The sequence below is a fragment of the Leifsonia psychrotolerans genome (genome assembly GCF_013410665.1).
Lineage (GTDB): Bacteria > Actinomycetota > Actinomycetes > Actinomycetales > Microbacteriaceae > Cryobacterium > Cryobacterium psychrotolerans_A.
Genome location: NZ_JACCFM010000001.1, coordinates 1589312 through 1614357 on the forward strand (window position 1 = coordinate 1589312; position 25046 = coordinate 1614357).

At 64.4% G+C, this 25046-nt stretch carries 22 protein-coding genes; 8 read left to right on the top strand and 14 right to left on the bottom strand.

Annotated elements, in window-relative coordinates; genetic code table 11:
* Nucleotides 1–14 precede the first annotated feature (14 nt).
* From HNR05_RS07435 to HNR05_RS07455, 5 genes are read right to left on the bottom strand one after another with little or no spacing between them, the layout of a single operon-like run.
* A complete protein-coding gene (locus HNR05_RS07435; RefSeq protein ID WP_179578438.1) occupies nucleotides 15–923 on the bottom strand; it encodes an ROK family protein in 909 nt (302 codons plus the stop codon).
* Nucleotides 920–1597 (bottom strand): N-acetylmannosamine-6-phosphate 2-epimerase, encoded by a 678-nt coding sequence (locus HNR05_RS07440; RefSeq protein ID WP_179578439.1) that lies wholly within the window; start codon nucleotides 1595–1597, stop codon nucleotides 920–922. Before HNR05_RS07440 ends, HNR05_RS07435 begins: the two co-directional genes overlap by 4 nt.
* Complete coding sequence (locus tag HNR05_RS07445; RefSeq protein ID WP_343062503.1) at nucleotides 1594–2502, bottom strand: carbohydrate ABC transporter permease; 909 nt, start codon at nucleotides 2500–2502, stop codon at nucleotides 1594–1596. Before HNR05_RS07445 ends, HNR05_RS07440 begins: the two co-directional genes overlap by 4 nt.
* Entirely contained in the window at nucleotides 2489–3421 is a 933-nt protein-coding gene (locus tag HNR05_RS07450) for a carbohydrate ABC transporter permease (protein ID WP_179578440.1), read from the bottom strand. Before HNR05_RS07450 ends, HNR05_RS07445 begins: the two co-directional genes overlap by 14 nt.
* Entirely contained in the window at nucleotides 3408–4709 is a 1302-nt protein-coding gene (locus HNR05_RS07455) for an ABC transporter substrate-binding protein (RefSeq protein ID WP_179578441.1), read from the bottom strand. The genes HNR05_RS07450 and HNR05_RS07455 overlap by 14 nt, the downstream gene beginning before the upstream one ends.
* Nucleotides 4710–4881: 172 nt before the next feature.
* On the opposite strand from HNR05_RS07455, the gene HNR05_RS07460 reads away from it, so the two are divergent.
* Both HNR05_RS07460 and HNR05_RS07465 read left to right on the top strand, forming a co-directional pair.
* On the top strand, nucleotides 4882–5619 hold the full coding sequence (locus HNR05_RS07460; protein WP_179578442.1) for a GntR family transcriptional regulator: 738 nt from the start codon (nucleotides 4882–4884) through the stop codon (nucleotides 5617–5619).
* The gene (locus tag HNR05_RS07465; protein ID WP_179578443.1) at nucleotides 5619–7124 is read left to right on the top strand and encodes a DUF4127 family protein; all 1506 of its coding nucleotides are present in this window, start codon (nucleotides 5619–5621) and stop codon (nucleotides 7122–7124) included. Before HNR05_RS07460 ends, HNR05_RS07465 begins: the two co-directional genes overlap by 1 nt.
* Here HNR05_RS07465 and HNR05_RS07470 read toward each other — a convergent pair whose 3' ends face one another.
* Nucleotides 7125–7994 carry a PHP domain-containing protein gene (locus HNR05_RS07470; protein ID WP_179578444.1) on the bottom strand — a complete coding sequence of 290 codons (870 nt, stop codon included), beginning with the start codon at nucleotides 7992–7994 and terminating at the stop codon, nucleotides 7125–7127.
* An 82-nt stretch (nucleotides 7995–8076) separates the two neighbouring features.
* On the opposite strand from HNR05_RS07470, the gene HNR05_RS07475 reads away from it, so the two are divergent.
* Nucleotides 8077–9618, top strand: coding sequence for an aminopeptidase P family protein (locus HNR05_RS07475; protein ID WP_179578445.1), 1542 nt, complete (start codon nucleotides 8077–8079; stop codon nucleotides 9616–9618).
* Between the two features lie 194 nt (nucleotides 9619–9812).
* Here HNR05_RS07475 and HNR05_RS07480 read toward each other — a convergent pair whose 3' ends face one another.
* A complete protein-coding gene (locus HNR05_RS07480) occupies nucleotides 9813–10433 on the bottom strand; it encodes a YflT domain-containing protein (protein ID WP_179578446.1) in 621 nt (206 codons plus the stop codon).
* Between the two features lie 56 nt (nucleotides 10434–10489).
* Here HNR05_RS07480 and HNR05_RS07485 point away from each other — a divergent pair, with 56 nt between their 5' ends.
* The 3 genes from HNR05_RS07485 to HNR05_RS07495 are packed head-to-tail and all read left to right on the top strand — an operon-like array spanning nucleotide 10490 to nucleotide 13587.
* Entirely contained in the window at nucleotides 10490–11851 is a 1362-nt protein-coding gene (locus tag HNR05_RS07485; protein WP_179578447.1) for a magnesium transporter MgtE N-terminal domain-containing protein, read from the top strand.
* Nucleotides 11838–12434 carry a DUF1003 domain-containing protein gene (locus HNR05_RS07490; RefSeq protein ID WP_179578448.1) on the top strand — a complete coding sequence of 199 codons (597 nt, stop codon included), beginning with the start codon at nucleotides 11838–11840 and terminating at the stop codon, nucleotides 12432–12434. Before HNR05_RS07485 ends, HNR05_RS07490 begins: the two co-directional genes overlap by 14 nt.
* On the top strand, nucleotides 12379–13587 hold the full coding sequence (locus tag HNR05_RS07495; RefSeq protein WP_179578449.1) for a P-loop NTPase: 1209 nt from the start codon (nucleotides 12379–12381) through the stop codon (nucleotides 13585–13587). Before HNR05_RS07490 ends, HNR05_RS07495 begins: the two co-directional genes overlap by 56 nt.
* 237 nt (nucleotides 13588–13824) lie before the next feature.
* Here the strand turns inward: HNR05_RS07495 and HNR05_RS07500 are convergent, their stop codons facing one another.
* The gene (locus tag HNR05_RS07500; RefSeq protein WP_179578450.1) at nucleotides 13825–15498 is read right to left on the bottom strand and encodes an HNH endonuclease signature motif containing protein; all 1674 of its coding nucleotides are present in this window, start codon (nucleotides 15496–15498) and stop codon (nucleotides 13825–13827) included.
* A 990-nt stretch (nucleotides 15499–16488) separates the two neighbouring features.
* Between HNR05_RS07500 and HNR05_RS07505 the strand changes: the two genes are divergently transcribed.
* Entirely contained in the window at nucleotides 16489–18039 is a 1551-nt protein-coding gene (locus tag HNR05_RS07505) for a succinic semialdehyde dehydrogenase (protein WP_179578451.1), read from the top strand.
* Between the two features lie 32 nt (nucleotides 18040–18071).
* Here HNR05_RS07505 and HNR05_RS07510 read toward each other — a convergent pair whose 3' ends face one another.
* From HNR05_RS07510 to HNR05_RS07530, 5 genes are all read right to left on the bottom strand, one after another.
* A complete protein-coding gene (locus tag HNR05_RS07510; protein ID WP_179578452.1) occupies nucleotides 18072–18881 on the bottom strand; it encodes an amino acid ABC transporter ATP-binding protein in 810 nt (269 codons plus the stop codon).
* The gene (locus HNR05_RS07515; protein WP_343062506.1) at nucleotides 18878–19813 is read right to left on the bottom strand and encodes an amino acid ABC transporter permease; all 936 of its coding nucleotides are present in this window, start codon (nucleotides 19811–19813) and stop codon (nucleotides 18878–18880) included. The genes HNR05_RS07510 and HNR05_RS07515 overlap by 4 nt, the downstream gene beginning before the upstream one ends.
* Before the next feature lie 49 nt (nucleotides 19814–19862).
* Complete coding sequence (locus tag HNR05_RS07520) at nucleotides 19863–20795, bottom strand: ABC transporter substrate-binding protein (RefSeq protein ID WP_179578454.1); 933 nt, start codon at nucleotides 20793–20795, stop codon at nucleotides 19863–19865.
* A 99-nt stretch (nucleotides 20796–20894) separates the two neighbouring features.
* Nucleotides 20895–22004: an o-succinylbenzoate synthase gene (menC, locus tag HNR05_RS07525; protein ID WP_179578455.1), complete on the bottom strand. Its 1110-nt coding sequence runs from the start codon at nucleotides 22002–22004 to the stop codon at nucleotides 20895–20897.
* Nucleotides 22005–22006: 2 nt separating this feature from the next.
* Nucleotides 22007–22864, bottom strand: coding sequence for a GNAT family N-acetyltransferase (locus HNR05_RS07530; RefSeq protein WP_179578456.1), 858 nt, complete (start codon nucleotides 22862–22864; stop codon nucleotides 22007–22009).
* A gap of 102 nt (nucleotides 22865–22966) precedes the next feature.
* On the opposite strand from HNR05_RS07530, the gene HNR05_RS07535 reads away from it, so the two are divergent.
* Nucleotides 22967–24586, top strand: coding sequence for a PucR family transcriptional regulator (locus HNR05_RS07535; RefSeq protein ID WP_179578457.1), 1620 nt, complete (start codon nucleotides 22967–22969; stop codon nucleotides 24584–24586).
* A 16-nt stretch (nucleotides 24587–24602) separates the two neighbouring features.
* Here HNR05_RS07535 and HNR05_RS07540 read toward each other — a convergent pair whose 3' ends face one another.
* Complete coding sequence (locus tag HNR05_RS07540) at nucleotides 24603–24995, bottom strand: sec-independent translocase (protein ID WP_179578458.1); 393 nt, start codon at nucleotides 24993–24995, stop codon at nucleotides 24603–24605.
* Between the last annotated feature and the right edge of the window lie 51 nt (nucleotides 24996–25046).

Sequence of the window (25046 nt, forward strand, 5' to 3'; positions counted from 1 at the left end):
AGGCCAATCGGTGTCTACACGCCCAGCGAACGGGCATAGAGCGCGGCGCCGACCATCGTGGCAGTCGTGCCAAGTCTGGCAGGAACGATAGCGGTCTCGGCGAGGCCCATCATCGCGTATGCCCGGAAACTCGCCCGAACACTGTCGAGATAGAGATCGCCGATGTCGACGACTCCACCGCAGAGAATGATGATGTCGGGATCGATCAGGGCTGATCCGGTCGCCAATGCGTGGCCGAGAGCGTTCGCGCCGTCACGGATGGTAGTGATCGCGTGGGCGTCGCCGCTGCGCGCCGCAGCTGCGATCTCACGAAGCCCCACACTGTGGCCACCCCCGTTACGGTGTGCGCGTTCCATGGCCGGCCCGCTCGCGTACGCCTCGACATGGCCGGCGGCGCCGCACGAGCACAGCCGGTCACCGCGTCCCAGTGGGATGTGGCCGATTGATCCCGCCGATCCGGTGCGGCCGAGCACGAGTGTTCCGCAGGAGATCAGGGCGCCACTCACGCCAGTACCGACTGCAACGACGAGAGCCGACTGCACACCGCACGCGGCCCCGGCTCGAGCTTCGCCGTACCCCGCGGCGTGAACGTCATTGAGTGTCGTGACGGGCAAACCGGTTGACGCGGCAATGCAGTCGCTGATGCGAGTCCCGGTCCACGCTGGGAGGATATCGGTCGCATGGGTGACGGTGCCGTCGCTACCGATCGTGCCCGCTGATCCGATACCGATCGAGCTGACCGGCTCTCCGCGACGTTGGAGCGCCTGGACCATCTCCACGACGGTGGCAAGAATCGAATCGGGGCCCGCTTCCGCTGGTGTCGCGGCTCGGAGTACAGCGCCGACCACCTCACCCCACTCATCGATTGTGGCGGCCGCGATCTTGGTTCCCCCGATGTCGATTCCGAGGTTCAGACCCGTCATCGCGTCAGCCGCGGTGTCCGCGCAGCAAAACGTCGGGCAATGGCCACCGGATCGGTGATCGCGGCCCCAACGACGACGGCATGCGCTCCCGCTCGAAATGCGTCCTGAAGTTGTTCGGGGGCGCGGTACCGTCCTTCCGCTACAACCAGGATGTCGCGTTCTCGCAGATCTCTCACGAGCTGAATGTCGGGTTGTTCGTCATCGGCCGGCAGCGTGTAGGGCGTGTAGCCCGACAGCGTCGTTCCAACAATATCCACGCCCACGTTCCAGGCGCGCACACCCTCATCGAGAGTCGACACGTCGGCCATTATGCTGCACCCCAACTCTGTACGCACGCGGCGGAGAAGCTCGAATGAGTCTCCGAGCACCTCATCGGTGGCGTCGATGGCAATAATATCGGCGCCGGCCTCAACGAGTCCGGCCGCGAGTTCAAACGTCGGGGTGATGATGTTGCGCCGAACGCCGAAGACTTTATGCAGGCCGATGATCGGCAGATCGGTGAACGCACGAATCTCCGCGATGTCCTCGGGGCTGTTGACGCGAAGTGCGACCGCTCCGCCCAGGATCGCCGCTTCCGCCATCCGTGCCATCAGCGCTGAACTGCGCAGCGGACTCTCCTGCGGTGCTTGGCACGAGACGATCAAGCCGCCTCTGAGTTGATCGATGACGCTCATTTGAGTGCTCCCGCGCTGATACCGCCGATGAAGAATCGTTGCCCGATCAGAAACACGAACAAGGCGGGCACTGTGAACAGCACACAGGCGGCCATCAATGGCCCCCAGGCAACGTCGTTCTGGCCGAAGAACGAGTAGAGCCCGATCGAGAGAGTGTACTGGTTGGGATCAGTGAGGTAGATCAGGGGGTTGAGAAAGTCAGTCCAGGTCCAGACGAATTGGAACACCGCAGCGGTCACAATTGCGGGGCGGGCGATCGGCACCACGATGGTGAGGTAGGTACGCAGCTCGGATGCACCGTCGATTCGAGCGGCCTCGATCAATTCATCGGGCACGTTCAGAAGAAACTGGCGGATCATGAAGATCAGAAACGGTGTGCCCAGGAACGCCGGCACCACCAGCGGCAGATACGTTCCCATTGCTCCCAGACCGTTCCAGATTAGGAAGATTGGGATGAGGGTGACCTGGGGCGGGAGCATCATCGTCGTCAACACGATGATGAGCAGAGGCCGTGCCCCTCGCCATTTGACTTTAGAGAGCGAGTAGGCAACGAGCGGGGAGGCGATGATTGTGCCGAGCACGCACAGTCCCGACACCAGGAATGTGTTGCCGAGGTAGCGCCAGAACGGCATCCCGTCGAAAGCCGCCCCGAAATTCTCGAAGGTCCAATTCTGGGGCAGGAGCCGAGGCGGAACGCTGAAGATATCGGTCATCTCTTTGAAGGCCGTTGAGAGCATCACAAGGAACGGGAAGACAAAGACCAGGGCGAGGAGCGACACCAGGAGTAGTCGCCACCCCGTTAGCCACGGGTGACGCCGCACACGGCGGCGGCCCGGTGAGCGACCGACTATCTCGTCAGGTTCCGCACTCGCCGTCGCGGCTTCCCGCCGGTCAACGAGAGTCACTGTGAACCCACCGTCGCGAGCTGATGAGGACCACGAGCGTGATGACGAGCGTGATCAAGAAAAGTACCCAGGCCATGGCAGAGGCGTATCCCATCTTGAAGAAGCTGAATGCATTTTGGTAGAGATACATCGCGTAGGTCAAAAATGACTGTCCGGGCCCTGATCCCGCGTTGTTCAGTCGGGTCTGGGCCAGCAAATACGGCTGAGTGAATATTTGGAGGTACGCGATGATGTTGACGATGATCTGAAACAGGGTCACCGGTGAGAGCACCGGCCAGGTGATGTGCCGGAAACGCGCGAACGGCCCGGCGCCGTCGAGAGCGGCAGCTTCGTACAGGTCAGCCGGCACGTCTTTGAGTGCGGCCAGGTAAATGATCATGGTGCCGCCGACGGTCCAGAGCGACATGATGATGATGGCGGGCTTGCCCCATGCGGGCTCCTGAAGCCACCCGGGACCGTCAATGCCGACCAGTCCGAGAAAGTAGTTCATGAAGCCGTACTGACCGTTGAGGAGCCACCGCCACAGGTAACCGCCGACGACCACGGGCACGATCGAGGGCAGATAGACCAGCGCCCGGAATAACGGTTGGCCGCGAACCGGCAGGTTCAACAGGTGTGCCCCGCTGATTGCGATGACGATAGCCAGCGGAACGCCAATGGCGGTCAGAACGAGGGTGTTGGCCAGCGCTGTCCAGAAACTGGAATCCGTGGCCATCCGCTCGTAGTTGTCGAAACCCACGAACTCGGGAGCCTGGAACAGGTTGAAGTCGGTGAAACTGTAGAACGCCGACGCGAGGACAGGGTACGCGATGAAAATGACGAACCCGACGACGAAGGGTGAGGCGAACGCCAGGCCAGTGAGGGCCTGGCGTCGCCGCGCAACCGGCGATCGTCGAGTGACGACGCTACTTCGTTGCATAGCTGCTGGAATTCGCCAGCACGGCATCCAGGGCATCCTGCGGAGTTGCGACGTCCCGCGTGATGTCGTCGAATGCCTTGCCGAGGTCCGTTGAATACTCGGCGCTATACGGCATGCTGCTCAGAGCGTAAACGTTGTCGCTCTTCAACGCGCCCAACCAGGCGGAGAAGTTCGTGATTCCGTCATACGCGGTGCTGTCGAGAAGCGACGTCCGCGCCGGAAGGTTTCCGAGGGCGAGGGTGAACGCCGTCATCCCTTCAGGGTTGACCAGGTAGGACAGGAACTTGCCGGCCGCTTCCTTCTTCTTCGAATTTGTTGGGATGAACAGGGTGCTGGCGGTCAGCTGAGTGGTGTCCTTGTGGTCGGTCGACACGTACGGAATCGCCGTGACACCCCAGTCGAGATCCGGAGCGGTAGTTGGAATGTTCAACGCGCGCCATTCACCGTCGATGACCATCGCTGTTTTTCCAATGTAGAACGGGTCCTGAGCCGACATGTACTCGCCGAGACCGGAGTTGAACGTCGCGATGTTGTTCGCGCCGAACTTGGTGGTGATGTTGTCCTGGTACCACGCGGCCGCGGCAATATTGCCGGATTCGGTCGGGGTTGGGGCGCCGTCGGCATCCCAGGTTCCGCCGAAGTTGTAGCCGAGCGTGGTGAGCGTCGTGCTGACCGACGGGTCCCCTAGCCCCAACTGCGTGATCCCGCCATCCGCTCCCTGCTTGGTCAAAGCCGCGATCGCCGTCGCAAGTTCGTCCATCGTCGTGGGCACAGCGACGCCGGCCTCGGCGAGGAGCGTCTTATTGTAGAGCAGTTGGAAGCTGTGCACGGCAATCGGCATGGAATAGATCTTGCCGTCAAACTTCATCTGGTCCAGCGCCGCCGGAACGAAGTCGTTCAGGTCAACGTTCTCCGCCTTGAGATACGAATCCAGCGGCGCAATGATTCCCTTCGACGCCCACGAACCGACCGAGTTGCCGAAGTGGTCGGAGATGTCGAATGAACCCTGACTGGCCGACATCGAGGTGATCTGCTTCTGGAAGTCGGGGCTCGAGATTCCCTTGACAGTGACTTCGCTCTGACTCGCGTTGTAGGTCGAGATGATCTCCTCGATCGCTTTCGCTTCGGCACCTCCCCAGAGATAGGAGAACGTGATCTCGGTCGCTCCGCCCGCCCCGGTTCCGGCAGAGGAATCGGTGGAGCACGAGGTTAGTGCTGCGACGGTGAGGCCCGTGACCAGACCGACAGCCAGGACCTTCCGTGCAAGAAACCTGCGGTTGACGTTCATAGAAGCTACTCCAATCAAAGTATGTGAGGCAGTGCGGCACTCGGTGCTTGGCCGTAAGTATTGCCCAATTATTTCGAACTGCGCAATCTTTTCCGCAAAAATGCCTGAAAATGCTCAAAAATTCGGCACAGTGCTCTTTCCTGGTACACACCAAAGGCAATATGCTGACGGAATGATGAATCCCACCACGAGACCGGCGAAGTTCGAGCTGGTCAAACAGCACCTCGTCTCAGTGATCGATGGGGGGCTGGCCCCTCACGAAAAACTACCGACGGAACGCGACCTCGCCGACGAGTTCGAGATCAGCCGTCTGACAGTGCGGCGCGCGCTCGATCAGCTCGAGAACGACGGCGTTGTCTACCGGGTTCGCGGTGCCGGTACGTTCGTCAGCGAACAACGGATATCGAAATCATTCGAGCTCACGTCGTTCTCCGATGACATGCGTGCGCGCGGTCTGACTCCGGGGTCACTCTCGGTCACCGTCGCGACCATTCCGGCCGGCGCTCGCATCGGATATGCACTCAAACTCAGCCCTGCCGAGCCTGTCGTTCACATTCGGCGGATTCGCACCGCGGACAACGCTCCAATGTGCTTTGAAAACTCATACCTGCCCGATGCCCTCGTCCCGGAACTCACGGAACACCTGGGCACCCGGTCGCTCTACGAAGTGCTCGAGGAGCAGTTCTCGATCCGCCTCGAACGCGCTGACCAGACCATTAACGCCACCGTGCTCGACCCCGAAACAGCAACGCTGCTCCAGGCCCCACCATTCAGCCCCTCGTTCCTCGTCACCCGCACCGGTTACGACCGCCGCGGTCGGGCCATCGAGTTCGCCGAGACCCTCTACCGTGGCGACCGCTATTCGTATGAGCTCTCCGTACTCCGCCCCGGCTCACACAGGGAGAGCTGATGCACGACACACGCACCCGAATTGCTCTCCTTCCACTCGACGAGAGACCCGTCAACACCCAGCTTCCGGCGGATGTCGCTGCGATTGCCGGCTTCGAACTCGTTCTGCCCCCGACCGACGCTCTCCCCCGATTCCGGGAGGCCGGCAATCCCGATCGTCTGGCCGATTGGCTCACCGCCGAGGTCCAGAAACCGAACACAGCCGCGGCCATCGTCTCAATCGATACCCTCGTGCACGGCGGACTGATCCCCGCACGGATTTCGACCGAGACAACAGCCAGTGCCATCTCGAAACTTGACCGGCTCCGCGCTATCAAAGACAGCAACCCCAATGTCGCCCTCTCCGCGGTCTCTCTCATCACGCGCGCCAGCGACTCCTACTCGAACGTCGAAGAACCCGAATACTGGGACCAGTTCGGTCGTGAACTTCATCATCTGGGTGCCCTCACTCACAGATCCTGGGCCGATTCGGGAGTGACGCCCGACCCGCCCGAGCTTCCCGAAACGGTTCGAGCCGACTTCGCTGCGCGTCGATTGCGCAACCATCTCATCAATCTGGCCGCTCTCGGCCTGCGCTGGGAGGGAGTCATCGATTACCTGGCCATCACGGCCGACGACACCGCCCCGCACTCCTCCGGCTCCGCCGAACAGAACTGGATCCGTTACTGGCAGCTTCTCCGGCCTAGTTCCGGTGTCGCCGCCTACCCGGGTGCTGACGAGACCGGCGCCGTTTTGGTCGCCCGAACCATTGCCGCGCAGCGCGGAATCTCACCCACCGTCCGTGTCGTCGCGGCCGACCCGACCGGACTTTCGCTCGTCCCTCCGTACGAGAATGAACCCCTCACTACTTCGATCCGACGTCAAATCGCCGCTTCGGGCGCACAGCCTGCCACGGACCACGCCGACATCGTGCTTGTCATACACACGCCCGATCCGCAGCGCGGAGACATGTTCTCACACACCACGCCGGCGACCGACCGGTCGGCCGTGGCCGGCACCGTCACCGCCGTTCGCGAGGCCCTGAGTGCGGGCAGCGCCGTCACTATCGCCGACGTTCGCTACGCCAACGGATCCGATCCCGCCCTGATCACTGCCCTCGCGGCCGCGAGCCTGCTGGAACACCTCACGGCCTACTCGGGCTGGAATACGGCTGGCAACGCGCTCGGCAGCGCTCTCGCCCAGGCCGTAGCGGCCGCTGTCGCCGACCAGACCGGCACCCTCAACCAGGCAGCGACCCACCGTGCCCTGATCCGCCGCCTTCTCGATGATCATGCCTACCAATCGGTGCTTCGCGCGCGGCTGGCCCCCACACTCTTCAACTCGACCATCCGACCTGTCGCCGCTGCCCAAGCCCGTCACGCGGAACCAGCGATTGCACGCTTGCTTCAAAATGAACTCGATACCCTCGGGCTCCCCACCCCCCTGGTCGTCGAGCGTGTCGGTCTGCCCTGGAACCGGAGCTTTGAGGTCGAGATCTCGCTGGCAGACGGTGCAACTCACCCCTGATCAGGCGTAGACGGGCTCCGAGCCACTCGCCTGTGCGATGAGGGCGTCGAGAACCTCGGGTGCCGTGGTGTTCTCGCCCAGTCGATTGAGCTTTCCGTCGCCGTGATAGTCACTGGAGCCCGTGACGGCCAAACCGTAGGCCTCCGCCAACGAGGCCAAGCGCGCCTTCGCCTCCGGCTTGTTTTCACGGTGATCCAGTTCGAGTCCGAACAGTCCTGCCTCCGCCAGCTCGGCCAAATGACGCTCCGAGACCACATCCTCCACTCCCCGCGTGGCCGGATGCGCCAGCACGGGTACTCCCCCGGCCGCACGCACCAGGCGCACCGCCTGAAGAGGCTCGGGCGCATAGTGCGGCTGATTGTAGCCCGACCGCCAGTGCAGAATCCCGGCGAACGCGTCACTCCGGGTGGGCGCAAATCCGTGCGCGACGAGGGCATCCGCGATGTGTGGACGGCCAATCGTGGCGCCGGGCGTCGTCTGGGCGAGCACGTCGTCCCAGGTCAACGCATAGTCGACGCCGATGCGCGCGACCATCAGCTCGGCCCTCGTGAGGCGGGACTCACGGATGCGCGCGGTCTCGTCGACGATGCCGGCATCCGTCGGATCAAACAGGTAGGCGAGCAGGTGCACGCTCGAGAAGCCGTGCAGTGTCGAGAATTCCATGCCGGGAATCAGCGTGATTCCGGCCAGCCGGGCGGCAGCCGTGGCCTCGGCCCAGCCCGCGGTCGAATCGTGATCGGTGAGCGCGACGGTGCCGAGCCCGGCCACGGCCGCGGCCTGAATAAGCTCGGCGGGGCTCTCGGTGCCGTCGGAGACACGCGAGTGCGTGTGCAGATCGATCGGCCCCGTGAAACGCCGCGCAGTAGTCATCTCTCCATGCTAGTTGGGCAATGCGGCGGCGACGGCCCTGCGCATTCAGCGAGAGCGGGGTCAGCAATGGAAGAATGGAGGCATGGCTGATAGCACTGAAACCGGAATCGAATCCGCTCCCCGCTCGAACGCGAACCGTTCGACCACCCCAAGCTCTGATGGCTTTAAGAATTTCATCTCCACCGGCTGGGCCGAGCGTACCGATGCGCTTCCGGTCGCTCGCGAGCAGGCGTCGTTTGCCGCAACCCGTCGTGACGCGATCTCGCGTCTCTACCCCGGGGCACGCCTGATCATTCCGGCCGGCCGCATGAAGCAGCGTTCCAACGACACCGACTACGCTTTTCGCGCTCACTCGGCATTCGCCCACCTCACCGGCTGGGGCAGCGAGAGCGAGCCAGGCGCCGTGCTCGTGCTCGAACCCACAGCCACCGGCCACGACGCCACCCTCTACTTCCGTGAGCGCGCCGGCCGCGACTCCGACGAGTTCTACGCCAACGCCGAGATCGGCGAGTTCTGGATCGGCCCGCGCCCGTCGATCGCGCAGGTTGCCAGCGACCTCGGGCTCGCCGTGCGCGGCATCGCCGACCTCGCCGCGGTTTTCACTGCGGTCGACAGCTCCACCCTCGTGCTGCGCGAGGCGGACCCGGCGCTGACCCTCAAGGTTGACGAGGCCCGCCTGCGCTTTGCGGCCGAGAAGGCACTCAGCACGAACGCCTCGGACAGCCCGTTCAGCATCGAGATCAACGGCGAGCACGACCCCGACGACGCGCTCGCCCGCGATCTCTCAGAACTGCGTCTCGTCAAGGACTCCTACGAAATCGAGCAGATGCGCCTCGCCGTGGCCGCGACGGCGCGCGGCTTCGAGGACGTCATCCGTGACCTACCCCGTTCCAGCGCCCACCAGCGCGGCGAACGGCTCGTCGAGGGTGTCTTCAACACGCGCGCCCGAGCGGATGGCAACACCGTCGGCTACGACACGATCGCGGCATCCGGTTCCCACGCCTGCATCCTGCATTGGACCCGCAACGACGGCCCCGTCACCCCGGGCGATGTCATCCTGGTCGATGCCGGCGTTGAACTCGACAGCTACTACACCGCCGACATCACGCGCACGCTGCCCGTCAACGGCACGTTCAGCGCCGTGCAGCGCCGCGTGTACGACGCCGTCTGCGAAGCCGCGGATGCCGCATTCGCCGTCGCCCGCCCCGGCGTGGTGTTCCGCGAAGTTCACGCCGCAGCCATGGCAGTCATCGCCAAGCGCACCGCCGAGTGGGGCATGCTGCCCGTGACCGCTGAAGAGGCGCTCGAGCCGGCCAACGGCCACCACCGTCGCTACATGGTGCACGGAACCAGCCACCACCTCGGCATCGACGTGCACGACTGCGCCCAGGCCCGCCGCGACATGTACATGGACGGCGTGATCGAGGTCGGCATGGTCTTCACCATCGAGCCCGGATTGTACTTTCAGCCCGACGACCTCACGGTTCCGGCCGAGTACCGCGGCATCGGCGTGCGCATCGAAGACGACGTTCTCATCACCGCGGATGGTGCCGAGAACCTGTCGGCAGCCATTCCCCGCACTTCGAGTGACGTGGAAGCCTGGATCGCGTCGCTCACCAAATAGCCCCGCTCCGGGAACGCGCCTGAGTGAAGAGCGCGCACGACATCGAAATGGCCGCTGCCGAATCGTTATCGTGCGCGCTCTGCGCGAGATGCTGACAGAGCCTCATGGCCGTTAGCCTGTGCTCACGAAAAGCTCCGGCCTCATTTTCACCGCAGGCGCAGCGCCGACACCTGGTAGGCCGTGGAAGCCAGGCGCTACGGCGTGTGGTGCTCTGACCCCGGCGTCTGATCGGGGTCAGTCGGCGGCACGGGCAGGGCCACCGGCGGCTCGAACGAGCGTGGCGGGTCTGACGGATGCGGGGCCGGCGCAAATTCCTCGGCCGTGACGCGCTGTCCCGCGAGGAGATTGCGGGCCTTGTTCACGAGCGCGTTGTCGGCGATCACCTGGTAGTTGGTGGCGATCACCTGCATGGTCGACGTGAAATCACGGCGACGACGGTTGATCGAATAGCTGACCAGTCCGAACATCATGCCCAAGCCGGCGCCGATCAGCACGGCCGCGACCACGAGCGGCAGACTCGATCCGCTCGGCGAGAAGATAAAGAAGAGCAGCCCGAAAAACACGCCGAGCCAGGCGCCGGATGCTGCGCCGCCGAGGGCGACACGGCCCCAGCTCAGCTTGCCGGTGACCCGTTCGACGGTCTTCAAGTCGTTACCGACGATCGACAATTGGCGTACCGGAAAATCGGCCTTCGCCAGCACGTCGACAGCGGCCTGCGCCTCGGCGTAGGTGGCGTAGGTCGCCACGACATCCCCCGTGGGCAAGACGGGAAACAGTGCAGGTCGACGGGCGCCGAACGGGCTCATGTTGCTCATGCAGCCATTCTTCCACGTCCGCAGGAATTCACCGGTGAGTGGCCTAGATTTGTACTGTGAGTGCATCAAGAGTTTTCGTCGCCCGACTGGCCGGTTGCACCGTTTTCGACCCCGCCGGAGATCGGGTGGGCAAGGTGCGCGATGTGCTCGTGGTCTACCGCAAGAGTGATCCGCCCAAGGTCGTCGGACTCATCGTCGAAATTCCCGGCAAGCGTCGAGTCTTCCTGCCCATCGGCCGGGTGACCAGCATCGGCAGCGGCCAGATCATCACGACAGGCCTTATCAACGTGCGCCGTTTCGAACAGCGCGGCGGAGAAGTCCGCGTGATCGCCGAGATGCTCGGTCGCAAGGTGCTGTTCAACGACGGCTCCGGCCTGGCCACCGTCGAGGATGTCGCCATCGAAGAGACCGCACAGGGTGCGTGGGCGATCAGCCAACTGTTCGTGCGCCGACCGCGCACCAGCGCGTCCCCGTTCGCGAAGGGCCCGACCGCCTTCACCACGTGGGGTGAGGTGCGCGAAAAGCTGACCGCGGGAGAGGCGCAGTCCGCCGAGCAACTCATCGCCACATACTCCGACCTCAAGCCGGCCGACCTCGCCAACACGCTGCTCGATCTTCCCAAAACACGCATGTACGAAGTGGCCGGCGAGCTGTCCGACGATCGCCTCGCCGACGTTCTCGAAGAGATGCCCGAGCGTGACCAGGTCGGCATCCTGACCACCCTCGGCGACGCCCGCGCAGCCGACGTACTCGACCACATGCAGCCCGACGACGCCGCAGACCTGATCGCCCAGCTGCCCGAAGAACGCGGTGAGCAGCTGCTGGATCTGATGGAGCCCGAAGAGGCCGAAGACGTACGTTTTCTGCTCTCCTACGCGCCAGACACGGCGGGCGGGCTGATGACGACCGAGCCCATCATCGTGTCGGCCGACGCGACTGTCGCCGAAGGCTTGGCCCTGATCCGACGGCACGATCTGGCCCCCGCGCTCGGTGCCGCGATCTGTGTCACCCTGCCGCCCTTTGAACCGCCGACCGGGCGGTTCCTGGGCATGGTTCACTTTCAACGGATGCTGCGCTATCCGCCCCATGAACGCCTCGGCACGCTGCTCGACGCGGGCCTCGAGCCGGTCACCGCCGACACGTCGGCCGCCGAGGTGTCACGCATCCTGGCCAGCTACGACCTGGTCTCGGTACCCGTCGTCGACGACAATCATCACCTCGTCGGTGTGGTCACCATCGACGACGTTCTTGACTATTTGTTACCCGACGATTGGCGCAGCCAAGACGGCAACGACGATGTGAGGCGGCGTGCCGCCGCACGCATCACACTCGCCACCGGCAGCATTCCGCTGCCCGGCGGCACAGACGAAAAGAGCCCGGTTCCGGGCGGGAGGAGGCGCGGACGTGGCACGAGCTAACAAATCAGATCTCCGCCTCGACTCGCCCAAGGGGCTCCGCACCGGAGCCTTCCCGGGTCGTCGGCGCGGTCGCGGCGGAGCAGGCGCTGGTGCCCGCGGCGATAAATTCGGACGCTTCACCGAGTCCATCGCCCGGGGCATGGGCACGCCGTGGTTCCTCGTCGGCCTCACGGTCTTCGCGCTCGCCTGGATGCTGTGGAACACCATCGCCCCCGAGTCGCTGCGGTTCGACTCCATCTCACTCGGCTTCATCGCGCTGACCCTGGTGCTCTCACTTCAGGCCTCGTATGCCGCCCCGATGATTCTGCTCGCACAGAACCGTCAGGATGACCGTGACCGGGTGCAAATCGAACAGGACCGTCAGCGCGCGGAACGTAATCTCGCCGACACCGAGTATCTCGCCCGCGAAGTCGTGGCACTGCGCCTTGCGGTGAAGGATATGGCGTCGAAGGACTTCATTCGTGCCGAGCTGCGCAGTCTGCTCGAGCACCTCGACGAGCGCGACAGGGAGACCGAGACGGCGACGGATGCACCGGCCGAGGCCGATTCGGAGACGCGCCAGCCCGAGGCGCCGAGTGAGTGACGCACGAGTGAACGAGCGCGTCCTGGCTGCACTCGCCGGTGTGATCGACCCTGAGATTCGCAAGCCCATCACCGAGCTCGACATGGTCGACAGCGTCACGGTGGCCGACGGCCACGCGACGGTCGGCATCCGTTTAACGATTGCCGGCTGTCCGGCCGCGGCCCGCATCGAAGCCGATGTGTTGCACGCCGCCGAATCGGTGACCGGCGTCGGAAACGCGACTGTCGAGGTGACCGTGATGACGCGCGAGCAGCGCCAAGCTCTGACCGAGAAGTTGCGCGGTGGCGCGGCTGCGCGCAGTAATCCGTTCGGTCCCGATTCGCTCACTCGCGTATATGCGGTCACAAGCGGCAAGGGCGGCGTCGGCAAGTCGACGATCACCGCGAATCTCGGTGTTGCGCTGGCTCATCGGGGCCTGCGGGTCGGCATCATCGACGCCGACGTGTACGGCTTTTCGATTCCGGGTCTGCTCGGCCTCGTCGACACGTCAGTGGGCGGCAGTCGGCTCGCGGTCAAGCCCACTCAGGTGGGCGAGATGATCTTGCCCCCTGTCGCGCACGACGTGAAGGTCATTTCGATCGGTATGTTCATCGACGACCCCGCTGCAGCCGTCGCCTGGCGCGGGCCGATGCTGCACCGCACGATTTCGCAGTTCCTCACCGACGTCTATTTCGGCGACCTCGACATTCTGCTGCTCGACCTGCCGCCGGGAACCGGTGACGTGGCGATCTCAGTGGGCCAGCTTCTGCCGCACGCCGACGTGCTCGTTGTCACGACTCCGCAGCCGGCAGCAGCCGATGTCGCCGAGCGCAGTGGAATCGTCGCCCGCCAGACCGGTCAAAGCATCTATGGCGTCATCGAGAATATGTCGGGACTTCCGCAGTCCGACGGCAGTGTGCTCGACCTGTTCGGCTCGGGCGGCGGTGCCGAAGTGGCCCGCCGGCTCTCGGCCGGCCAGGACTCCCCCGTGCCCGTGCTGGCCCAGGTGCCGCTCAGCGTGTCGCTGCGCAGTGGTGGCGACGCCGGCACACCCGTCGTGCTCTCGGACCCGACCGACCCGGCCGCCGTCGCCATTCAGGCCGTCGCGCAACGGCTTGCGACGCGAGCGCGTGGCCTCGCCGGGCTCAGTCTTGGAATCTCTCCGCGTATCTGAGCCGCCCCGGCGGTGCGCCTGGCGGAGAACAGCGCGCGCACTCTTCAGCGCCCCACGCTGTGGCGGGCGTCAGCCGTGGCGGGCGTCAGCCGTGGCGGGCGTCAGCCGTGGCGGGTGCCGGCACGGCAGGTTCAGTCGCGACAGGTTCAGTCGCGACAGGTTCAGTCGCGCCGTGTTCGTCGCGACGCGAGCCAGTACCGGCGTGAGTCAGTCGCAGAGTGAGCCAGTCGCGGCGGGTCAGTCGCGGCGGTGGGTGTCGGTGCGGTGGCGGTTGGCGTCGCGCCAGGTGCGGCTCGGGTCGATCCAGGCCGGGGCTTTGACTTGCGGTCGGCCGTTGACCATGAGGATCTCCCAGCCGGAGGTTTCGATGGTGTGATGATGTCGCCAACACAACGCCACACCATTGTCGACCTCAGTGACGCCGCCTTTACTCCAGGGGATCACGTGATGAAACTCGAGCCACTGTGCGGGGGCATCGCAGCCGGGAACGCCGCAGCCGCCGTCGCGGGCGAGGATCGCCCGGCGTTGGGCACGGTTGAACAGTCGTTGCGGATCGGTCAGCGTCAGAACCTCACCGTTCGGACCGAACAGAACCGTTTGGGTGCCTCCGGCACACATCATCTGATCCACCGTACGAAGCGAAATGGGGGCGTCGACGCCGTCGATCCAGCCGACACCGCGCCCGGATTCAATATCGTTCACGTTCACATGCACCACCACCGTCGGCGGTGCACCACCAATACTGGGAGTGCTGTCGGCTTGAGCGAACTGGGTGAACATGCCGCGCAGAATATCGGCCCGCTTCTCACCAGCCGTACGGGTGTCGACATCATCGAACTCGTGCCCGGCCGACCCGGGAAGAGGCACCTCAGCTGAGGCTGAACCCTGACCGTGGTCGTCATGGTCGTGGTCGTGGTCATCGCGTTCGTGGTCACGGTCGTCGTGCTCGCGGTCGCGCTCGTCGTTCAAGTCGTGTCCGTCGGGACCTTCGTGGGGGTCCTGCTCGGCACGGTCGTCCTGCTCGGCGCGGTCGTCGCGGGCCTCATCGCGGGCTTGTTCGGCGGCGGTGGGGAACGCGGGGGTTTTGCGGGCCGCGATGAACGCGTCGAAGGTGAGGTTCATGATTCCGTACAGATCAGGAGTCACCCCGCCCCGCACCGGGTAGATGCCGTCTTTGAAGCGGCCGAAACTGATCGTGCTCGTCGCCTCACCCTCGACCTCATTCGGCGCCACCCCGTCGGGGTCCAGCGCCGCCTGCCACTGCAACATCTGCACCCGCATCGAGTCCGCCGAGAACGCAAAGCCCGCGCCCGGCTCACCCTCATTCTCGGCCGTGATCGTGCCCGTCGCCGCTCCCACCAGAGCGCGTTCCGCAGCCGCAAGATCATCGGGGGCAACGCGCGGGGAGATCTCGGCCAGACCGGACATGATCACCTCCGCCGCATCCACCCCCAGCAAGCCCGAAGCGACCGCGGCACCGACCGTGGGGAACAGTGCGGGGATGATCGTTCCGACGTGTTGCGTGTCGCGCATCCGCAGGCCGAGGGCGCTACGTCGTTTCGCTTCCCGGCCGGAAATGCGGGTGACCCGGGTGATCAGGTCGATGCCACTCGTGCAGCCCCGCTTCGCCGCGAGGGAGTCCCGGCCCAGCCACCGGCCGGAGCGTTCCTCGACCGTCGCTGCCAGAGCCACCCGTCCCGCATCGACCAGCCGGCCCACGCCTTCGAACGCACCGAGCACACCGAGTAGGTCGTCGTCAGTGAATCGGTCGGGGCTGACCGTTCCGAGCCCCGCCCACAGTGCCTGCGTCTGTTCGAGCACCGCCAGCACCATGGCCGCGGTCGGTGCCGACGTACCCGGGGCGGGTGTCGGCTCCGGTGCGGAGACGGGGGGTGGGGAGGTGATTGACATAGCTCTATTCTCCCAAAGAACGAACATGATTACGAGCTTTTTTCAGTATCTGTGCATAACTTCTCGAAGCTGTATCTGTGGAGGGATCGAGAACTTGAGCCGGCCAAAAGCTCGCCCACGGGTCTTGAGGGTGGCTTACGGGATCTCGACAGGCTCGATCAACGGATGGGTGCGCCTCGATCACCGAACCGTGGGTCGAGCTTGTCGAGACCTCGTTCCCCCGGTCTCGAGGTCGGCTCCCGGGATCTCGACAGGCTCGATCAGCGGAAGGGTGCGAGCATCGGGAGGGGTGCGGGGTCGACTGCCAAACCGTCGGTCGAGAGTGTCGAGATCCCGCCCACGGTCTCGAGGGTGGCTCACGGGATCTCGACAGGCTCGATCAGCGGAAGGGTGCGAGCATCGGGAGGGGTGCGGGGTCGACTGCCAAACCGTGGGTCGAGCTTGTCGAGACCTCGTTCCCCCGGTCTCGAGGTCGGCTCACGGGATCTCGACAGGCTCGATCAGCGGAAGTGTGCGAGCATCGGGAGGGGTGCGGGGTCGACTGCCAAACCGTCGGTCGAGAGTGTCGAGACCTCGTTCCCCCGGTCTCGACGTCGGCTCCCGGGATCTCGACAGGCTCGATCAACGGAAGGGGTCGAGCATCGGGAGGGGTGCGGGGTCGATCAGCGAACCGTCGGTCGAGCTTGTCGAGACCACACTCCCCTCGAGGGTGGCTCGCCGGATCTCGACGAGCTCGATCAACGGGTCGCTCGACCAACGGGGGTCGCTCGATCAACGGGGGTCCCTCGATCAGCGGGGTGGGTCGATCAGCGGGATGGGTCGATCAACGGAGGTGGGTCGATCAACGGAGGTGGGTCGACCTCCGACGTGGGCTCGACCAACGGCAGGGGTTGCGATGCGTATATCGACCCGGCACGTCTGGGGAGGGCCGCCCGAAACTCACCACAAACGTCGAAGTTCTTGCCCTCAAGGATCACTAGACTGGCCGACATGACCGCCTCCCCGCTGGATCTCACCGTCATCGCCGACCTCGATCGCGACATTCTCTCGACCTCCGGGCAGACCGTGCCCGTCATCGCACCCTTCACCGGGGAGGTGCTGCATGACCTGCCCACAAGCAGCGTGGGCGACGTGCAGAACGCGTACTCGCGCGCCCGTCTGACTCAGCTCGCGTGGGCCCGGGCGGGGTTCCAGAAGCGACGCGCGATCCTGCTCCGTGCCCACGACCTCATTTTGCAACGACGCGAGCTGCTGCTCGACCTCGTTCAGTCCGAGACGGGCAAGACCCGAGGGCAGGCGTTCGAAGAAGTCTTTCAAGCGGCATCCGTCACCCGCTACAACGCCTTGGCCGCGCACGGAGTGCTGCGCGGCGGACGTCGCCGTGCCGGAATCCCCCTCGTGGTCACCACCCGGGTGAAGTACCGTCCCAAGGGCGTTGCCGGCGTCATCACTCCGTGGAACTACCCGCTCAGCCTGGCTGCGATGGATGTCGTGCCCGCCCTCGCAGCCGGCTGCGGAGTGGTGCAGAAGGCCGACAACCAGGGCGCCCTGTCGATCCTCGCCCTGCGCCGCGCCTTCATCGATGCCGGCGTACCCGAACACCTCTGGGCCCTCGTCACCGGCGACGGCGCCGAGATCGGCGGAGCAGTCACGAACGACGCCGACTACATTTGCTTCACCGGCTCCACAGCGACGGGCAAGCGCGTCGCCGCCCAGGCATCCTCAAACCTGACCGGTGCATCGCTGGAGCTCGGCGGCAAGAACCCTCTTCTCGTCCTCGACGACGTGAATCCCGCGAAGGTAGCAGCGGATGCCGTCGCCGCGTGCTTCTCGTCGATGGGACAGCTGTGCGTGTCGAGCGAACGCATCTACGTCGACCAGAAGGTCGCCGACGAGTTCACCCGAGCGTTCGTTGACGCCACGCGTGCGCTCACGATCGGCGCGGCCTTCGACTACTCGACCGACATCGGTTCTCTCACCAGCCAGGCCCAGCTCGACCGGGTCACGGCCCACGTCGAGAATGCCGTCGCGGCAGGCGCGACGGTGCTCGCCGGCGGTCGGGCCCGACCCGACCTCGGTCCGTACTTCTTCGAACCGACAGTCCTCACCGGGGTCACCGCCGCGATGGACTGCTTCGCCCAAGAGACGTTCGGTCCCGTCGTCTCGGTCTACATCGTCGATTCCGAACAGGAGGCGATCCTGGCTGCCAATGACACCAGCTACGGCCTCAACGCCTCGGTCTTCTCGGGGTCCGCGCGGCGCGGGTTGCGCGTGGCCGCGGCGCTGGAAGCCGGCAGTGTCAACGTCAACGAAGGCTACCGCGGCTCATTCGCCTCGGTCGCGGCTCCCATGGGTGGCATCAAACAGTCCGGCCTCGGCCGCCGCAACGGCCCCGAAGGCCTGCTGCGCTTTGCCGACGCCGTGACGATCTCGAGAGCAACCGGGCTGCTCCAGCTTCCGCGTCGCGGACCCGAGTGGGGCGCGATGGTCATGCCGATGCTGCTGATGGTCGGAGCGCTCAAGGTGATCCGTCGCCGCTAAGACCCCGCTCTCGTCCTCGTCTCGCTTGCGCCCTACATCACGCTGTCAAGGAACGCCTGCGTTCTGGCATTCTGCGGATTGTCGAGGACGCCGGCCGGAGGACCGGACTCGACGACGACTCCCGCGTCCATGAAGACGACCTGATCGGCCGCACCTCGCGCGAAGCCAATCTCGTGGGTGACCACGATCATCGTCATACCGTCCCTGGCGAGCCCGCGCATCACGTCGAGCACATCGCCGACGAGCTCCGGGTCGAGCGCGCTGGTCGGCTCATCGAAGAGCAGCAGCTTCGGGTCCATCGCCAGCGACCGCGCAATTGCGACGCGCTGCTGCTGTCCTCCGGACAACTGCGCCGGATACGAGTTCGCGAGATCTGCCAATCCCACCCGATCGAGCAGCCCCATACCGCGTTGAGCGGCCTGCTGCTTCGCCATCTTCTTGACGCCGATCGGCGCCGCAGTCACGTTCTCGAGGGCCGTCATATGTGGGAAAAGGTTGAACTTCTGAAAGACCATTCCGATGCCGCGGCGCTGCCGAGCAACCTCGCGCGGGTTCATCTCGAAAATTCGGTTCCGTCGCTGAACGTAGCCGATCAGGTCCCCATCGACTGAGATCCGACCGCCGTCGATGCGTTCCAGATGGTTGATGCATCGCAGGAACGTCGACTTTCCGGAGCCGGAGGGGCCCAGCAGACACATCACCTCGCCGACATTCACCGTGAGAGTAATGCCCTTGAGCACGTCGACACCGCCGTAGCTTTTGCGCACTGTGCGCGCCACGAGCAGCGCCTTGTCGGTGGGGCCGGCTCCCGCCACCGCGACGGATACCAATGGTTCGCTCATGAGACATCCAGCCTTTCGGGAATATGACGAATCGGTCCACGCTTCAGGAATGCCGCGACCCGCCCGATTGGCGTGGGAGGCAGGCTGCGCGCATTCCCACGACCGAAATGCCGTTCCAGGTAGTACTGCGGAATCGACAGCATCGATGTGAGGAACAGGTACCAGCAGCTCACGACGACAAGCAGTTCCACCTGGCGCAGGTTCTGCGACGAGATCTGGGTGGCCACCGTGTAGAGCTCGAGTACGGCGATCACCGACAGGAGCGAGGTGTTCTTGAGCATTGAGATCGTCTCGTTGCCCATTGGCGGAATGATCACCCGCATCGCCTGCGGCAGCACCACCTTGAACAGCGTGAAAGACGGACTCATCCCCACCGAGTAGGCCGCCTCATACTGGCCCTGGTCAACCGAGAGCATTCCGGCGCGCACGATCTCGGCCGAATATGCGGCTTGATTGAGGGTGAGGGCAAGCAGCCCGGCAGTGAAGGCTGGGATCAACGTGTTGGTGTCGATCGAGAAGATGGTGAAGTCGGTCAACGGCACCCCCAGTGAAATCTGGGCGTACAGCAAACCCAGATAGCCCCAGAACACGATCTGAATCAGTAGTGGTGTACCGCGGAAAACCCACACGTACAGCCAGGCCAACACGTTCAACACCGGGTTGGTAGAGAGCCTCATCACGGCGAGCACTACTCCGAGCACCGAGGAGACGACCATTGAGATGACCGTGATCACCAGCGTGAGCACCACACCAGAAAGGATGCGCGGGTTGAACAGGAACTCGGTGATAGTCGGGTGGTGGATATTCTCGTTCTCCCACAGGGACGCCCCCAGAGTCACGAAGGCTGCCAGGAGCAGTGCCGCCACAACCCAACGCCACGGGTGCCGGAGAGGAACCGCGACGATGTCGTCGGGGTCGACGTCAGACGTCACAGCCCGCGGGTCCTTGCGCGTCGAAGCGATTGTCTCTGGCGTCATCTCATCACGACCCGAGGTTGATGCCGGCCTGCGGAATGCCGTAGTCGACCATGTCGTATTTCTTGAGCACCCGCGCATAGGAGCCGTCGGCGATCGCCGACTCCATGGCGAGGTTCAGTGCCTTGGCGAGTGCGTTGTCCTTCTTCAGCACGCCGATGCCCGTGTAGACCGGGTTGTAACCGGCCGGGTTCTCGGGGTCTTTGACGACGTCGAAAAGTTTTCCGTCGCCCGCGGTCTGCGAGGCGTAGGCGGCGACAACCGAGTCGACGACGTCGGCGACGGCCTTGCCGGAGCGCACGGCGGTTTGCACGTCGGTTTCGATCGGCAGCTCCATGGTTTTGATCGGGCCGGGGCCCGCTGCGGTGCATTGGGCGTCGTAGCCGTGCAGAATATCAGCCTGCACCGTTGCCTTCTGTACAGTGACATCCTTGCCGCAGAGATCGAGCACAGTCGTAATCCCATCGGGGTTGCCAGCCAACACCAAGATCGAGAATCCAGCGTGCAGGTAGGCCACGAAATCCAGCGTCTTCTGACGCTCCGGGGTGTCGTTCATGCCAGACATGATCACATCGTGCTTGCCAGACTGCAGCGAAGGGATGATGCTGTCGAAGGCCTGCGTCTGCAGTTCCATCCTCACGCCGAGCTTGCCCCCGAGAACCTGTGCCAGGTCAAAGTCGAATCCGGTCAGGTTCTGGTTTGCGTCAAACATCTCCATGGGCGGGAACGGAATGTCGGAGGCCACCTTGATGACCCCGGCGTCCTTGAATTTCGCGGGCAGAGCCGCGGCCGCCGCGGGGTCAAGGTCGGCAGGGTTCGCCGTGGCCGCCGCCGTGGAACCGCCCGCTCCGCCGGCCGAGCAGCCGGCCAACAGCAACGAGGCCGTGACGCCGATTGCCGTTGCAAGTTTCCACGAAACTGAGGTGCTCTTCGTTGTCATGGTGCTCTCCTGAAGGTTATGCGGTGTGGGATGCCGACGCCGCTGGTGAGATCGATTCTGTTGGTGAGGTCAATGTTGGTGAGTTCAGTGCTGCTGAGCTCAGAACCGGATGTCGACGGTCGACGTCGTCAGACTGGCCAGCACGTCGGGAAGAACATCGACGCCGATGCCCGGCCCGGTCGGCACGTGCAACCGGCCGGCGTCGAGAATGAACGGTGCCGTCACATCCTGCTCGTAGTACCGGCTGGACGCCGAGGTGTCGCCGGGCATCACGAAGTTCGGCAGGGCGGCAAGGGCGACGTTGGCGGCCCGTCCGATGCCGGTCTCCAGCATTCCGCCGCACCAGACGGGCACGCCGTTCGCCGCTGCGACATCGTGGATACGACGCGCTTCGAAATAGCCGCCCACACGAGCTGGCTTCACGTTGATCACGCTGCAGGCGCCGAGTGCGATCGCTGCTGCTGCGTCCCTGGCGGACTCGATCGATTCATCGAGGCAGATCGGTGTCGAGATCAGCCGGGCCAGGCCCGCGTGCCCCAGAATGTCGTCTTCCGGCAGCGGCTGCTCGATCAGAAGCAGGTCAAAGGGGTCGAGACGAGCGAGGTGACGCGCATCAGCCAGGGTATAGGCGGTGTTCGCGTCGACCTGCAACAGAATGTCGGGGCCGAAACGCTCCCGCACCAGGCGCACCGGCTCGATGTCCCAGCCGGGTTCGATCTTCAGTTTGATGCGCAGGTAGCCCTCGTCCAAATAGCGACCGACGGCGTCGAGCAGTTCGTCGAGGGAATCCATGATTCCGACCGACACGCCAGCAGGAACGCTCTCGTGCACGGCACCGAGGTGCGCTCCAAACGAGATCCCGCGCTCCTTGAGCTGCGCGTCAAGGATCGCTGTCTCGAGTACGGCCTTTGACATCTGGTGCCCCTTCACGGGCGCCAACGCCGTAGCCACGTGCTCGGCCGTCAAACTGTCGCCGAGTGCCTGCAGACGAGGAATGAGATGTTCTCTGATGACCAGGTCGCCGCCGTCGAGGAACTCGGGGCTGTAGAGCGGGTCGGGCTCAGCCGCGTGCTCGGCCCAACCCTCGGCATCCGCGGTGCTCACACGCACCAGGGTCGTCACGCGCTCGTTCGCGGTGCCGAACGATGTGCGGAACGGCGTGACGAGAGGCAGGGCGATCCTGACCAGTTCAATGTTCTCAATTCTCATGGTCAACCTTCCTTGTTCAGTCGGTACCAGCCGGTTCGAGTGACTCCGAGGGCGCGGTACCCAGCCTCGAAAGCGTCAGTGAAGATGCAGCGGATGGCGGTTCGCCACGCTGTGGCCTCCGCGGAATTCGCGCTGCGCAACGACACGATGTCCGTCGGCACCCGGCACCACAGCACGCCGTCTGCCTCAACGAGAATTGGCCGGTCGTCTGGCCCGATTTCGCGCACCTCAGCCGAGGTGAACGACGGCATCTCGACCGGTTCAGACCGCCCGTCGCTTCCGGCGAGCGCCCGTTCCCCGCTGAGCGGCCACACCGCCACCAGCCGATCGCTTTCGTCGTTGGCGTTGATCTCGTCGTCCATGACGCCGTAGAAATTCTCAATATATTCTTCGGAGTGTGCGCCCAATTTGGTCAGGTTGAAGCGCGCATTCCGGCTCACCAGAGGGTCAAAAGTCCACACCATCGTTTCAATGCCGCGGGCAAGCGCCCACGCGCGCTGGTGCTGTTTGAGCGCAAACCCGACACCTCGGTCGGCGAGTCCGGGACGCACCCCCGCGATGAGCGAGTAAATGGATGCGTCGGGTGTCACAATGCCGACCGCCGCACCGCAGACGCTGCCGCTAGCGTCATAGGCAGCCGTGACGTTCGAGCCGGCGTGGCTGAAGCTGCGCAGAAGGTCGGCCGGAATCGGCGCGCCGTGTTGCGAGGTCCCCCAGACGCCGATGAGCAAGTCCGTGATATTTCTCAGCTGATCCATTTCGTGCTCATCGGCGATGCGCACGCCAGCGGAACTCGCAGCACGGATTGCAGCATGTGCGGCGTGGGTAACCAGCGAGCTTTCGGGGATGGAGGGAAGCATTCGTTCAGTGTGACTGAGGCAGTTCCCGCAGTCGTCGGCGTGCAGCACGAAGATTCGTCACTGAGAATGTTGTGCAACACAATTGACCTGTATCCTTTCGGCATGGTGACCCCTCGAGAGGTGCAGAGCGAACGCAGCGAGCGCACGGAGTTGAGCGTGGGCGAGTTGCTCGGAATTCTCGACGGCGGAGGGCTCCACTTGGCGTCGGGGCGACCCGAGATCCTTTTGCCGCGTACCAGCCCGACGCTCTATGACCCGTGGGCGCCTTCGTCCGGACGACGCAGCGGAGTGCTTCTGGGCATCGGATTGCACCCCACCGAAGCCAAAACTCTCGAGGTCGTACGCGAATCCGCGCGGCACGGTTTCGGTGCGATTGTCATCAAATCTCTTTCACTGAGCCTGTCGAGCATCGCAGCCCTCGCCGACGCCGAGGGCATCGCACTGCTGGTGGCCGACGACGAACTCGATTGGCGACAACTCGATGCGCTCATCAGCTCGGCACTGCGCTCGGCACCCGATTCGAACACCGAGCTGTCGGGCCTTGCGATCGGCGACCTGTTCGCGCTGGCGAATGCGATTGCGGCTCTCGTCGGCGGTGCGACATCCATCGAAGACCTGCAGGAACGCGTGCTGGCCTATTCCACGGTGCCGGACCAACCGATCGATGAAGACAGACGCGTGGGGATCCTCGGCCGTCAGGTTCCGTTCCTCCCTGAAAACGCCGAACAATATGCTGCGGTGTTTCGAGCGCCGGGAGCTCTCTGGGTTTCCGGCGTCAGGCCGGCCCTCGACCGGGTCGCCGTCGCCATTCGAGCCGGAGCCCAGCCACTTGGCTCCATCTGGGTCGTCGACGCAACGGGTGACATCGATGCGGATGCCCTGGGCGCGCTTGAGCGAGCAGCTGACATCGCCGCCCTCCATCTGCTGCGGGCCAGAAACGCTGCGGATTTGGCGCGGCAGCAACGTGGCGCGTTGCTGCGCCGGCTGCTCGAGGGCGGTGAGGATTCCAAGCTCATTGTCGAGCAACTGGGACTTGACACGGCGGGCAGTTTCATCGCCGTAGGATTCCAGCCGCAGTTCGCCGCGGGCGGCGACGAACCACGGATGGGTCGCCTGATCGACCTCATCGCAATGCAATGCGAGGCTCACCAACACGGCACCGAGTGTGTCGTGCTTGGGAACACGGTTTACTCGCTGTTCACCGGCGCGGCGGCGGCTGACGTTGCGGGAATCCAGTCGATGGCCGAACGACTCGTCGCCCGGGCCGCCAGCGCCCTGCGCCTCGAGGTGCGCGCAGCGCTCGGCTCGACGGTGGCCACCGTCGGCGAGATCAGCCGTTCCCGGCACGACGCCGATTTGGTGTTGCTCTTGCTCGCGAACCACCAAACCGTGGTGAGCGTAGCCAGTGCTCATGAAGCACGCAGCAGATTGACCCTTCTCGAACTGTCACAGGTGTTTCGCGACACCCCACGGCTACTCTCGCCTCACGCATCCGCAGTTCTCGACTGCGATTCTCGCACGGGTTCCGACTATGCGGGCACCCTGCGCACGTACCTCGATAGCGCCCGAGACTCTGCGGTCACCGCTTCACGCCTCTCGGTGCATCAGAACACTCTGCGCTACCGGTTGCGCAGAGCCGAGGAACTGTTCGGCATCGACCTCGGCAATCCCGACGACACCATGACGCTCTGGTTGAGCCTGCGCGTTGTCGAGTTCAACTAAGACTGCAGAGGGCAGGTTACGTAGCCTCGGTGTCGAACGGAGCGAACTCCGCCGCGGCCAACGACTCTTCTTTCGCCAGTTTGCGTTTGAGGTAGGCACCGTCAGGATTGGGGCTGCGTGAGATGACGGCGGTCGCAGCCGGCGTCACAACGTCATCGTCCTCGCTGAGCGCTTCACGGATGATGCGGCGCGGGTCGTATTGACGCGGGTCGAGTTTCTTCCAGTCGAGATCATCGAACTCGGGACCCATCTCGTCGCGCATGCGATCTTTGGCACCGTTGGCCATGGTGCGCAGCTGCTTCACCAGCCGCGCCAACTGGGCCGCGTAGTGTGGAAGCTTGTCGGGTCCAAGCAGAAAGACGGCGATGACCCCGATGATGAGGATCTTCTCGAACGTCAAACCAAACATGACACCAGACTAACCCGCGGCGAGGCCTCCCCGTACCACGGGCTTCGTCCC